Genomic DNA, 13856 nt, shown 5'->3' with positions numbered 1-13856 from the left:
GCAGGGCCTTCCTGTTACCGGGAAGGTCCTTGCCACACCGATTTCCGAGCGCCACGCTCGTACCTCAACCCCGCCACTTGGCGGGGCTTTTTTTGCCTGTGTTTTTGTAGACGCGAGCTTGCTCGCGAAGATCGTCAACGATGACGCGGGTCTTCTGGATAAACGCGGTGCCCTGGCGTTTTTCGCGAGCAAGAACTAGGCGTCCCCCTCGCTCCTACAGAGAACAGGCGTGAACCATCGATCACCCCAATTACAGAAATCCCTCGCGCGGCCGATAACAGGCTTATAGCACTTAGCCTTCATCCTCTCTTGTCACTGCGTCCTGCATGATGCAACCTTGCCGCAGTCGACAGTCAAGAGGGCGTGAGCCCAGCGCAGTGCGCATTTTCCCAAGCGAGTTTCCCCATGAAAAGCCAACCCGATGTCGCCCGTATGGCGGCCGAGGTAGTGACGCAATTACCGGTGCCTTCGCGCCTCGGTATGCTGCGTTTCGAGCGGCTTAATGAGGCAAGCTGGGCCCTGCTCTACCTCGATCCCAATTGCGAACGCCAGTTCGGCCTGCCGGCGGTTGAACTCTGCGCCTTGATCGGCACGCCCTACGCCAGCCTGATGGAACCCCAGGCGCGCTACCAGTTGCACGATGCGATCCAGCAACAACTGGCCCACAGCCCCCATTATCTGGTGCGCTATACCCTGCACACCCATGACGGCCCGCTGAGCGTGCTGGAAATGGGCGAGGCCTACAAACAACACAACCGCCACCTGGTGCGCGGCTACCTGATGGTGGTCGAGGGGCTGTTCAGCGAGAACAGCGCACCCGCCCCGACGGTCGACCTGGAAAACCAGAACAGCCGCCTGCAAATTGCCCTGGAGCTCAATCAGCGAGCACAGCAGGAACAGTTGCAGCATCTGGAGCGAGTGCGCGCCCAGCAAGAACTGATCCTGCTGCTGGCGCGCCAACGCTACACCACGCCAAACTCCCTGCAAGAAGCCGCTGAACTGATCACGCGCAGCGCCTGCGACATTTACCAGATCGACTGCGCCAGCATCTGGAACCTCGAAGGCCATCACTTGGTACCGATCTCCGCCTATCACCGCGCCGATCAACAACACCACCTGCCTGAAGCCATCGATGCCAGCGGCTTCCCGGATTACCTGGAAGCCCTGCACTCCAGCCGCGCCATCGACGCCACCCACGCCATGCGCGACCCACGCACCCGGGAAATGGCTGAAAGCCTGCGCGCCAAGGACATCCACGCGATGCTCGACGCCAGCATCCGTGTCGACGGCCAGGTGGTCGGCGTGCTGTGCCTGGAACAAGGTGGCAGCCCGCGCGCCTGGCAGTCCGATGAAATCGCGTTCGCCGGCGAGTTGGCAGACCAGTTCGCCCAGGTCATCAACAACCACAACCGCCGCACTGCCACCAGCGCCTTGCACCTGTTCCAGCGCGCGGTAGAGCAAAGCGCCAACGCGTTCTTGCTGGTCAATTGCGACGGCGTGGTGGAGTACGTCAACCCCAGCTTCACCGCGATCACCCAGTACAGCGCCGAAGAAGTCCACGGCCATCGCCTGGCCCAACTGCCAGCCCTGGAGAACCTCAGCGAATTGCTGTTCGACGCGCCCTCGGCCCTGGCCAAAAGCAACAGCTGGCAAGGCGAGTTCAAGAGCCGCCGCAAGAACCTGGAACCCTACTGGGGCCAGCTGTCGATTTCCAAAGTGTATGGCGACAACCGCGAGTTGACCCACTACATCGGCATCTACGAAGACATCACCCAGACCAAGCTGGCGCAGCAGCGCATCGAACGCCTGGCCTACACCGACAACCTGACCAACCTGGGCAATCGCCCCGCGTTCATTCGCAACCTCGACGAGCGCTTTGCCCGCGACAGCGACAGCCCGATCAGCCTGCTGTTGGTGGACATCGACAACTTCAAGCGCATCAACGACAGCCTCGGCCACCAGACCGGCGACAAGTTGCTGATCAGCCTGGCGCGCCGCCTGCGCAACAGCTTGAGCAGCGGCGGCAGCCTGGCGCGTTTTGCCAGCAACGAATTCGCGGTGCTGTTGGACGACGCCGACCTTGAGACCGGCCAGCAGGTGGCCAGCCAGTTGCTGACCACCCTCGACAAGCCGATGTTCGTCGACAACCAATTGATCAGCGTCACCGGCTCCGTGGGCCTGGCCTGTGCGCCGCTGCATGGTCGCGACCCACAGACCTTGATGCGCAACGCCGGCCTGGCCCTGCACAAGGCCAAGGCCAACGGTAAACACCAGGTGCAGGTGTTCACCGAAGCCCTGAATGCCGAGGCCAGCTACAAGCTGTTCGTGGAAAACAATCTGCGCCGTGCCCTGACCCAGAACGAGCTGGACGTGTTCTACCAGCCCAAGCTATGCCTGCGCAGCGGTCGCCTGCTGGGCATGGAAGCACTGTTGCGCTGGAACCACCCGGAAAAAGGCATGATCCGCCCCGACCAGTTCATCAGCGTGGCTGAAGAAACCGGGCTGATCATCCCCATCGGTAAATGGATCGCGCGCCAGGCCTGCCGCATGAGCCGCCAATTGACGGCCGCAGGCCTGGGCAACTTGCAGGTGGCCATCAACCTGTCGCCCAAGCAATTCTCCGACCCGGACCTGGTGGCCTCGATTGCCACCATCCTCAAGGAGGAACAGCTGCCGGCCAACCTGCTGGAGCTGGAGCTGACCGAAGGCTTGCTGCTGGAAGCCACCGAAGATACGCGCCTGCAACTGGACCAGCTCAAGAGCTTTGGCCTGACCCTGGCGATGGACGACTTCGGTACCGGTTACTCGTCGCTGAGCTACTTGAAAAAATTCCCCATCGACATCATTAAGATTGATCGCAGCTTTATCCATGAAATCCCGGACAACCAGGACGACATGGAAATCACCTCGGCGGTGATCGCCATGGCCCACAACCTCAAACTCAAGGTCGTGGCCGAAGGCATCGAAACCGCTGAGCAGTTGGCGTTCCTGCGCCGGCACCGTTGCGACGTGGGCCAGGGCTACCTGTTCGACCGCCCGATCCCGGGTGCCGAGCTGATGCAGAGGCTTAAACGCTACCCGCGCGGGCCAATCGCCTGACAGCGCTGTAACACTCGGGCACACTGGCTGTCTGACAATTTACTGTTACTCAACCTGACGAGAGGACTGATCATGGTCTTGCGCTCGGAAATTCTGGTGAACAAAAACGTGCTGCCTACTCAAGAACAAGCGTTGCCTGGTCGTGAAACCCCGATGAAGTTACCGGAAACGCACTTCGTCAACGGCAACCCACTGCTGGGCCCGTTCCTGGATGACGTCGGCTTTGCGATCTTCGGCCTGGGCTGCTTCTGGGGCGCAGAACGCAAGTTCTGGCAGCGCGACGGCGTGGTCAGCACCGTGGTCGGCTACGCCGGCGGCTTCACGCCTAACCCGACTTACGAAGAAGTCTGCTCGGGCCTGACCGGCCACAGCGAAGTGGTGCTGGTGGTGTATGACCAGGCCAAGGTGAAATACGAAGACCTGCTGAAGATGTTCTGGGAACTGCACAACCCGACCCAGGGCATGCGCCAGGGCAACGACATCGGCAGCCAGTACCGCTCGGTGATCTACGCCACCACGCCGGAGCAATTGGCGGCGGCCAAAGCCAGTGCCGAGGCTTATCAGCAAGAGCTGAGCAAGGCCGGCCTGGGTGAGATCACCACGGAAATCGAAGAGGCCCCGACGGTGTACTTCGCCGAGGCGTATCACCAGCAGTACCTGGCGAAGAATCCCCAGGGTTACTGTGGGATCGGCGGCACTGGCGTGACCTGCCCGATCTAGGAAGCTACACAAACCAAAATGTGGGAGCGGGCTTGCTCGCGAAAGCGGTATATCAGTCAGCAAATTCAGTGACTGACACTCCGCTTTCGCGAGCAAGCCCGCTCCCATATTGGGTCCTGCGTTTGGATTGAGATCGGTTATTCGGCGATCAGCCAATCCATCTGCCAGCCACCCTGGGTCTGGCCCAGTTGCTTGGACAACCATGGCAGCAACTCACGCAATTCCTCTTCCAGGCCCCACGGCGGGTTGGCAATCGCCAGGCCCGAGCCGGTGAGGGTGTTGGGCGTGTCCAGCGGATGCACCAGCAACTCCACACGCAGCAGCTTCGGCGCACCGGTACCGGCCAGGTCCTGGTAGAAACGGCGCAACATGCGCTGGTCTTTCACCGGGTACCAGATCGCCGCGACCGTCTGGCGCATACGGCTGACGGCTTCCTTGAGGGACGCCGCGCAACGCTGCATTTCGTCGAGTTTTTCAAACGGCGGGTCGATCAGCATCAGCCCGCGCTTTTCCGGCACCGGCAGCAAGGCCCGTGGCACATGCCAGCCCTCGCCCAGATGCACTTTGACGCGGCGATCACCCTTCATGTTGTCCTTGAGCAGCACGCCATCTTCCGGGTGCTTCTCATTGAGCAGCACACGGTCCTGGGGCCGCGTGAGGCGGCGCGCCAGTTCCGGCGAGCCCGGGTAGTAGCGCAACTGGCCATCCGGGTTCATCTCGTGCAGCACGCGCATGTAGTCGGCGGTGAGCGGAGGCAGGTCGCTTGCGCCCCACAGGCGGGCGATGCCTTCCAGGTACTCACCGGTGCGGTTGGCCTGGTCGCCCTGCAAGTCGTACAAGCCAATGCCTGCGTGAGTGTCGAGGTAGGCGAACGGCTGTTCCTTGCGCGACATCAGGGCGATGAGGCGGGTCAAGGTCAGGTGTTTGAAGACATCGGCGTGGTTGCCGGCGTGAAAGGCGTGACGATAATTCATGGTTGCTCCTGCGCAGGGGGCGAAGTTTACCTCCTACCGACGCAAAGGTGCAGGGCCGCACGGCAGGCGGCACGGATGTCACGCTATTGCCAGGGGCTCAACTGAGTTGCGAGGCAAGGTAATCAGCCAATGCGCCATGGCTGACTTGCGGCCTGCGTACGAAGTAGGCGACCTTGTGCTGCAAGGTCGCTGGCGTAAACGCGGTGTAGAGGTCAGGGCGCTGTTCCTGGAGCCATTGCAACAGGTTGTCGACCAGCACCTGCGGTGACTGCTGGGCCATATGCATCAGCAACGATGCCGGTACCTGCCACCACGGGCTGGTTGGGGCCGCAGTGACTGATTTGGGCGCCACCGACAGCGGTTGGCCGTTGACCAGGTAGCGCTGGAACACCGGCAACACGCGCGCCGCCTCGTCGCCTAATGACTGCAACATCGGCAAAAGGTGCGCGCCGTCCCAGAAGCGCAAAAACACCGGCTGGCTTTCCGGCAAGTACACCTGGGTCAACCCCTTCAAATGCGCGATCACCACCTCCAGCGGGCTGGATGAGACCGCCAGCCAGCCCCAGTCCGACGCTTGGGTGGTGGCTATCCACTCGAGAAAAGCACTGCTCGGCTCAACGACGCCAACGTAGGGCATGACCTCCTCCCAGTCAGCGTAGGCCGTGCCCACCCAGATCGGTCGCGGCATCTTCCCCGCAGCCGTGCCTTGCCAGGTGGCGAGCGGCTTGGCGTCGCTGGCATTGCCCAGCACGGCGTACAGCTGTTCATCTGGCTGCAACGGGTAGTGCGCCAGCCAGGCATTGGGCGTCAAGGGCGCGGGCATCAGGACGCACTCCGTGCATGGGCGCCGATGTCACACTGGCCGTTCTTGCAGCGCTCGCATTCTTCGCAGAACGGCGCGCTGCGTTTGAGGCTGAACACTTGTGCACGGCTTAACGGCGCGGGAACCACGGTCAATAAAGTCTCGTTCAATCCAGGCATCAACGGTGCAGGTGTCGGAGCAGGCGCGCTGCCGAGCTGGATCGGCACACTGCTGAATATCCCGCCCGCTGACAACGTGATCGACTGCCCACCCGCCTGGATCGTCACGCTGGCACCCGCATCAATAATGATGTTTTGTCCGGCCCCCAACGCAATGGTCTGCCCGGCACGCATGTGCTGCGAACCGCCAACCACCAGATGGTCATCCTGCTCGAGCTGCGTCAAACGGTTGCCGTGGGTGATGCGCTGCTCTTCGCCCCGCAGCTCATGGCGCGACTCGCCGCCCACCTGCACGCGACGCTGGTTATCGACCTGTACCTGCTGGTCGTGCAACACATGCTGGGTCCAGTCCCGCTGGGCGCGCAGGTAGATTTCCTCAGCGCCCTTGCGGTCCTCGATACGCAGTTCGTTGTAGCCACCACCGCCAGGGCTGCTCTGGCTACGCCAGAGACTGCGGGTCTTGTCTGCGGGCAGGTCGAGGGGCACTGGCGTGGCGGCGTTGGGCAGGCACCCCACCACCAGCGGCATGTCCATGTCGCCATTGACGAACCCCACCAGCACCTCCATACCGACCCGGGGGATCAGCACCACGCCATAACGGTCATGGGCCCAGCCGCTGGCTACCCGCAGCCAGCAACTGGAATGGTCGTTGTGCTCACCGACACGATCCCAGGCCAGTTGCACCTTGACCCGGCCGTACTCGTCACAGTGGACCTCACTGTCAACCGGGCCGGTAACCACCGCGCTTTGATACCCCGATACCGTCGGGCGCGGCGGCTCCGGCAAAGGCGGACGAAAAACCGCATCCCATGGCGCGGCGACAAATGTGTTGCGATACCCCTGGCGCAGCTCCCCACCCTCTTCCTCGGTAACCGCCTCCTCCAGCACCTGGGGTTGTTTGCCTTCATGGCGCACCTGCGTCACCAGCCACAAATCATTCCAGTCCTCGCGGGGGTGCTCGCGCAACTGCAAAAACCGGCCACTGGCCAATGCCGGCTCATCGCCCTGGCCATGGGCACTGCGGTAGTCGCTGCGGTGCCGTTCCAAGCCACGCTGGGCGAGGTATCGGCCATGGGCTCGGTCGGAAAAATTGCCGGGGTAGTGCTGCGCTTCAAGCTTGGGCAAAGACTCATCGACGGCTGCGCTTTCCAGCTCGACATTGGGTTTGCGAAAGTCGTAATCGCGCAGGTTCAACGCCGTGGTCCGGGTCGCCAATTGCAAGGTGAAGCGCTTGATCCCAGGGGTATCGGCCACCATTCCCGAACCTGGCCGGTAAGGCGTGGGCTGATCCATCTGGGCAAACACCGTCTGGTCATCGCCAAACACCAGCAGATGCCCTTCGGGGGAATGCTGGAAGTGATAGTGAATCCCCAGCTCGGCACACAGGCGCTGAATGAACGCCAGGTCGCTCTCGCCGAACTGCACGCAATATTCACGCTCCGGGTAATCACCGCTCAACCGGAACTCAAAGCGATCACTGTGAATCCCCTGCCCGGCCAGCACCTGAGCAACAATCTGCGGCACCGTCTTATGCTGAAAAATACGCTGATGGCTGCTGTGCGCCAGGTACGCCAAATGCGGCGCAAGACTGAGTTGGTAACGCGTCAAGCGCCGGCCCGAGTCGCCCTGGGCTACCCGATACACCAGGCCATGAACGCCATGCCCCTGATCATCGAAGCCCAAGTACACCTGGCGATGCAGCAAGCCCTCCAGATCGATATCCGGTTGCTCGCAGACCAGCTCAAGTTCAAACCGGTAAGGCTGGCTGATGGCCTCGGTGCCGTTGAACGCGAACACCTTGAAGTCACTGGGCGACCCATCCAGGGCCAGGGTAAATGCGGGTTGGTTGGCAGGAGCGAACATCCGGTGTTTCTCTGCGAAGGGTGGGCGGCCGATTCTGCACCAGCCGTTCGCCTGGCCGAGCGCTGCCTCGGCAAATAAGTAAGGTCCTACGTGAGCACCGCTGGAATCCACGGGCATCGGCGGCTATTGCACCAATCAGCCCAGCAAAAAAAGGCCCAGCGTCCTTCGGACGTGGGCCTTTCTTGTTCGCTCAGCAGGCGTTAAACGCCCAGCGAATTACTTGTTCAAGTTGTAATCTTTTTCCGCCGCGTCAAAACGCTCGACCATACCCACCGTCGGTGCGCCCATCTTGCTCACGAAGTAGATCGCCAGGCTGGCGAAGATGAAGCCTGGGATGATTTCGTACAGGCCCAGCAATTCGAAGTGCTTCCACACGATCACGGTGATTGCGCCGACCAGGATGCCGGCCAGCGCGCCGTTGCGGGTCATGTTTTTCCAGATTACCGAGATCAGTACCACAGGGCCGAAGGCTGCACCGAAACCGGCCCAGGCGTAGCTGACCAGGCCCAGTACGCGGTTTTCCGGGTTGGCTGCCATGGCGATGGCGATCAAGGCCACGACCAGCACCATCAGGCGACCGACCCATACCAGTTCACGCTGGGACGCGCCCTTGCGCAGGAACGCCTTGTAGAAGTCTTCGGTCAGGGCGCTGGAGCACACCAGCAATTGGCAGCTCAGGGTGCTCATCACAGCCGCCAGAATGGCCGACAGCAACACACCGGCAACCCATGGGTTGAACAGGATTTTGGCCAGTTCGATAAACACACGCTCTGGGTTTTCAGTCACCGGGCCTGCTACTTCCGGGTGTGCCGAGAAGTAAGCGATACCGAAGAAGCCCACTGCCACGGTGCCGCCCAGGCACAGGATCATCCAGGTCATGGAAATACGACGCGCCTTGGCGATCGATTTCACCGAGTCCGCCGCCATGAAACGCGCAAGGATGTGCGGTTGGCCGAAGTAGCCCAGGCCCCAGCCCATCAGCGAAATAACGCCGATGAAGGTGGTGTTTTTCAGCATGTCGAAGCTGGTCGGGTCCTTGGCTTCAATGGCCAGGAAGGTGGTGTCTACGCCGCCGGTGGCCAGCAGCACGATGATCGGCGTAAGGATCAGCGCGAAGATCATCAGCGTGGCTTGTACGGTGTCGGTCCAACTGACTGCCAGGAAACCACCGATGAAGGTGTAGGCAATGGTCGCTGCAGCACCGGCCCACAGCGCGGTCTCGTAGGACATGCCGAAGGTGCTTTCGAACAGGCGGGCGCCGGCGACGATGCCGGAGGCGCAGTAGATGGTGAAGAACACCAGGATCACCACGGCGGAGATGATCCGCAGCAGGCCGCTCTTATCTTCGAAGCGGCTGGAGAAGTAATCCGGCAGGGTCAGGGCGTCGCCGTTGTGTTCGGTCTGCACCCGCAGGCGGCCGGCCACGAACAACCAGTTGAGGTAAGCACCGACGATCAGGCCGATGGCAATCCAGCTTTCCGACAGACCGGACATGTAGATCGCGCCCGGCAAGCCCATCAACAGCCAGCCACTCATGTCGGAAGCACCGGCGGACAAGGCTGTCACCACGCTACCGAGGCTGCGACCGCCCAGGATGTAATCGGAAAGGTTGTTGGTGGAGCGATAGGCCATCAGGCCGATCAGCACCATTGCTGCGATGTAGATCACGAACGTGATCAGGGTTGGATTGCTAACGCTCATAGGAGTGACGCCCTGGCTTTGTTTTTATGTAGCGACGGTCATGGGGACGGCCACCCGTGGATAACCGGATAGACGAACCTGCATGCCGCGCATTTATGACTGGCGTTTCCCCAGGAAAGCCGCCAGCCGATGAACCCACCCTGAGGGTTGGTTGCACCTTGGTGCGCGAATGCTATTCAACAAAGCAAATAAGGTGCAACCAGTTTCTGCCGATTAAGTTGCACCCAAGTATGTTTTAGGACAAACGCGCTTTTTTTGCTCCTTTTCGGAGCAAGAACAGCCGATCTCAGAAGCAAATGCACCAGCGCGGAGCGGATTCGGTCGCCTGTTTATTTTTTTCCGATCAAGCGTCGAACATTTAACCAACAAAAGGGTTGCACCCGGTTGCACCTCGGGATGGGCAAAGCTAATCTTGCCGCCAGCAGATGCCACTCGGTAGTGGCACCCATGAGGATAAAAAAATGGCAACGACCACCCTTGGGGTCAAACTCGACGACCCGACCCGCGAACGCCTGAAGGCCGCCGCGACCTCCATTGATCGTACGCCGCACTGGCTGATCAAGCAGGCGATTTTCAATTACCTGGAGAAACTCGAGGGTGGTGCAACCCTGTCCGAGCTCAATGGCTTGAGCAGCAAGGAGGCCGATGATGCCGGCGAGGTCCAGGCCGACCACGCCCACCAGTGCTTCCTTGAGTTCGCCGAGAGCATCCTGCCGCAATCGGTATTGCGTGCCGCAATCACCGCCGCTTACCGTCGCCCCGAGCCGGAAGTGGTGCCGATGCTGATCGAACAGGCGCGCCTGCCGGCACCGATGGCCGAAGCCACCAACAAGCTGGCCGCGAGCATTGCCGAAAAACTGCGCAATCAGAAGAGTGCCGGCGGCCGTGCCGGTATTGTTCAGGGCCTGCTGCAAGAATTCTCCCTGTCGTCCCAGGAAGGCGTGGCGCTGATGTGCCTGGCCGAAGCGCTGCTGCGTATCCCGGACAAAGGCACCCGCGATGCGCTGATCCGCGACAAGATCAGCACCGGCAACTGGCAGCCACACCTGGGCAACAGCCCATCGCTGTTCGTCAACGCCGCCACCTGGGGCCTGCTGCTGACTGGCAAGCTGGTGTCGACCCACAACGAAGCGGGCCTGACCTCGTCCCTGAGCCGCATCATCGGCAAGAGCGGCGAGCCGATGATCCGCAAGGGCGTCGACATGGCCATGCGCCTGATGGGCGAGCAGTTCGTCACCGGCGAAACCATCGCCGAAGCCCTGGCCAATGCGAGCAAGTTCGAAGCCAAGGGCTTCCGCTATTCCTACGACATGCTCGGTGAAGCCGCCCTCACCGAACACGACGCCCAGAAGTACCTGGCCTCGTACGAACAAGCCATTCATTCCATCGGCAAAGCCTCCCATGGCCGTGGGATCTATGAAGGCCCGGGCATCTCCATCAAGCTCTCCGCCCTGCACCCGCGCTACAGCCGTGCGCAGTACGAGCGGGTGATGGACGAGTTGTACCCGCGCCTGCTGTCGCTGACCTTGCTGGCCAAGCAGTACGACATCGGCCTGAACATCGACGCCGAAGAAGCCGACCGCCTGGAGCTGTCCCTGGACCTGCTCGAACGCCTGTGCTTCGAGCCGCAATTGACTGGCTGGAACGGCATCGGCTTTGTGATCCAGGCGTACCAGAAGCGTTGCCCGTATGTGATCGACTACGTCATCGACCTGGCCCGCCGCAGCCGCCATCGCCTGATGATCCGCCTGGTAAAAGGCGCGTACTGGGACAGCGAAATCAAGCGCGCCCAGGTCGAAGGCCTGGAAGGCTACCCGGTGTACACCCGTAAGGTGTACACCGACGTTTCCTACATTGCCTGCGCGCGCAAACTGCTGTCGGTGCCGGAAGTCATCTACCCGCAGTTCGCCACGCACAACGCCCACACCCTGTCGGCTATCTACCACATCGCCGGTCAGAACTATTACCCCGGCCAGTACGAGTTCCAGTGCCTGCACGGCATGGGTGAACCGCTGTACGAACAGGTTGTAGGCAAGGTTTCCGAAGGTAAGTTGAACCGTCCGTGCCGTGTGTACGCGCCGGTCGGTACCCACGAAACGCTGCTGGCCTATCTGGTACGCCGCCTGCTGGAAAACGGCGCCAACACCTCGTTCGTCAACCGCATCGCTGACCAGTCCATCTCGATCCAGGAACTGGTAGCCGACCCGGTGGCCAGCATCGAGCAAATGGCAACCCAGGAAGGCGGTTTCGGCCTGCCACACCCGCGCATCCCTTTGCCGCGTGACCTGTACGGCAGCGACCGCGCCAACTCGGCCGGTATCGACCTGGCCAACGAACATCGCCTGGCCTCGTTGTCCTGCGCCCTGCTCGCCACTGCTCACAACAACTGGAAAGCCGCACCGATGCTCGGTTGCGCCGCCAGCAATGAAGCGGCACAACCGGTGCTGAACCCGTCCGACCTGCGTGATGTGGTCGGCCAGGTACAGGAAGCCACCGTCGAAGACGTCGACAACGCCATCCAGTGCGCCATCAGCGCCGCGCCGATCTGGCAGGCCACCCCGCCCGCCGAACGTGCTGCCATCCTCGAACGCGCCGCCGACCTGATGGAAGGCGAGATCCAGCCGCTGATGGGCCTGCTGGCCCGTGAAGCCGGCAAGACCTTCGCCAACGCCATCGCCGAAGTGCGTGAAGCCGTGGACTTCCTGCGTTACTACGCGGTGCAGGCGCGCAACGACTTTACCAATGACGCCCACCGCCCATTGGGCCCGGTGGTGTGCATCAGCCCGTGGAACTTCCCGCTCGCCATCTTCAGCGGCCAGGTAGCTGCAGCGCTGGCTGCCGGTAACCCGGTGCTGGCCAAGCCTGCCGAGCAGACGCCGCTGGTGGCTGCCCAGGCCGTACGTATTCTGCTTGAAGCCGGTATTCCGGAAGGTGTGCTGCAATTGCTGCCAGGCCAGGGCGAAAGCGTCGGTGCCCGTCTGGTGGGTGATGATCGCGTCAAAGGCGTGATGTTCACCGGTTCCACCGAAGTGGCGCGCCTGCTGCAACGCAATGTCGCCGGTCGCCTGGATGCCCAGGGTCGCCCGATTCCGCTGATCGCCGAAACCGGTGGCCAGAACGCGATGATCGTCGATTCCTCGGCGCTGACCGAACAAGTGGTGATCGACGTCGTATCGTCGGCCTTCGACAGCGCCGGTCAACGTTGTTCGGCCCTGCGCGTACTGTGCCTGCAGGAAGATTCGGCAGACCGTGTGGTCGAAATGCTCAAGGGCGCCATGGCTGAATGCCGCCTGGGTAACCCGGAACGCCTGTCGGTCGACATCGGCCCGGTGATCGACGCCGAAGCCAAGGCCGGTATCGAGAAACACATCCAGGCCATGCGTGACAAAGGCCGCAACGTTTACCAGGTGGCGATTGCCGACGGTGAAGAGATCAAGCGCGGCACCTTCGTGATGCCGACCCTGATCGAGCTGGAAAGCTTCGACGAACTGCAACGCGAGATCTTCGGCCCGGTGCTGCACGTAGTGCGCTACAAGCGCAAAGAGATCGACCAGCTCATCGGCCAGATCAACGCTTCCGGCTACGGCCTGACCCTGGGCGTGCACACGCGCATCGACGAGACCATCGCCAAGGTGATCGACAACGTCAATGCCGGTAACGTCTACGTCAACCGCAACATTGTTGGCGCCGTGGTCGGCGTGCAGCCGTTCGGCGGCGAAGGCCTGTCGGGCACTGGCCCGAAAGCCGGTGGCCCGCTGTACCTGTACCGCTTGTTGTCGACTCGTCCTACCGATGCAATCGAGCAATCCTTCGTACGCGGCGACAAGTTGGCCGCGCCGGATGTGCGCCTGCGTGATGCCATGAGCCAATCGCTGACCGCCCTGAAAACCTGGGCCGACGGCAATAAGTTCAGTGAACTGAGCGCCCTGTGCACGCAATTCGCCGCCCAGTCGCAAAGCGGTATCACCCGCCAACTGGCCGGCCCGACCGGCGAGCGCAACAGCTACGCCATCCTGCCGCGCGAGCACGTACTGTGCCTGGCCGAAGTGGAAGGCGACCTGCTGACCCAACTGGCGGCGGTATTGGCCGTCGGTGGTTCGGCGGTATGGCCGGAAACCGAGCTGACCAAGGCCTTGTTCCCACGTCTGCCTAAAGAGATTCAGGCGAAGATCAAGCGCGTGGCTGACTGGACCAAGGACGACGTGGTGTTTGACGCCGTGCTGCATCACGGTGATTCCGACCAACTGCGTGCGGTGTGCCAGCAAGTGGCGCAGCGCGGTGGGGCGATTGTTGGGGTGCATGGCCTGTCGCAAGGCGAAACGGCGATTGCGCTGGAGCGTCTGGTGATCGAGCGTGCGTTGAGCGTAAACACCGCCGCGGCGGGTGGTAACGCCAGCCTGATGACCATCGGCTAACTGACACACCGCGGCTGATCGCGGCTGATCGTTCCCACGCTCCGCGTGGGAATGCAGCTTAAGGACGCTCTGCGTCCAGAAGCGTGACGCGGAGCGTCAAAAG

7 protein-coding genes are annotated in these 13856 nt (G+C 61.8%); 3 read left to right on the top strand and 4 right to left on the bottom strand.

The genetic code is table 11. From position 1 onward, the window contains the following. Positions 1-405 precede the first annotated feature (405 nt). Positions 406-3099: a putative bifunctional diguanylate cyclase/phosphodiesterase gene (locus RHM69_RS23495; RefSeq protein ID WP_020301653.1), complete on the top strand. Its 2694-nt coding sequence runs from the start codon at positions 406-408 to the stop codon at positions 3097-3099. 72 nt (positions 3100-3171) lie between these two features. Next, positions 3172-3819: a peptide-methionine (S)-S-oxide reductase MsrA gene (gene msrA, locus RHM69_RS23490; protein ID WP_014716620.1), complete on the top strand. Its 648-nt coding sequence runs from the start codon at positions 3172-3174 to the stop codon at positions 3817-3819. 137 nt (positions 3820-3956) lie between these two features. Here msrA and RHM69_RS23485 read toward each other — a convergent pair whose 3' ends face one another. The 4 genes from RHM69_RS23485 to putP form a co-directional block, all read right to left on the bottom strand. Next, the gene (locus RHM69_RS23485) at positions 3957-4793 is read right to left on the bottom strand and encodes a 23S rRNA (adenine(2030)-N(6))-methyltransferase RlmJ (RefSeq protein ID WP_014716619.1); all 837 of its coding nucleotides are present in this window, start codon (positions 4791-4793) and stop codon (positions 3957-3959) included. A gap of 97 nt (positions 4794-4890) precedes the next feature. Continuing rightward, the gene (locus RHM69_RS23480; protein WP_200599112.1) at positions 4891-5616 is read right to left on the bottom strand and encodes a DUF4123 domain-containing protein; all 726 of its coding nucleotides are present in this window, start codon (positions 5614-5616) and stop codon (positions 4891-4893) included. Continuing rightward, positions 5616-7637 (bottom strand): type VI secretion system tip protein TssI/VgrG, encoded by a 2022-nt coding sequence (gene tssI / locus RHM69_RS23475; RefSeq protein WP_200599111.1) that lies wholly within the window; start codon positions 7635-7637, stop codon positions 5616-5618. Before tssI ends, RHM69_RS23480 begins: the two co-directional genes overlap by 1 nt. 216 nt (positions 7638-7853) lie before the next feature. Next, complete coding sequence (gene putP, locus RHM69_RS23470) at positions 7854-9338, bottom strand: sodium/proline symporter PutP (RefSeq protein WP_137270870.1); 1485 nt, start codon at positions 9336-9338, stop codon at positions 7854-7856. Positions 9339-9799: 461 nt separating this feature from the next. Between putP and putA the strand changes: the two genes are divergently transcribed. Continuing rightward, a complete protein-coding gene (gene putA / locus RHM69_RS23465) occupies positions 9800-13753 on the top strand; it encodes a trifunctional transcriptional regulator/proline dehydrogenase/L-glutamate gamma-semialdehyde dehydrogenase (protein ID WP_019818318.1) in 3954 nt (1317 codons plus the stop codon). Positions 13754-13856 lie beyond the last annotated feature (103 nt).

It is taken from the genome of Pseudomonas sp. CCI1.1, from assembly GCF_034348165.1.
GTDB lineage: Bacteria > Pseudomonadota > Gammaproteobacteria > Pseudomonadales > Pseudomonadaceae > Aquipseudomonas > Aquipseudomonas paracarnis.
The sequence above is the reverse complement of the archived record's forward strand: the minus strand, read 5'-3'. Positions and strand labels throughout refer to the sequence as shown.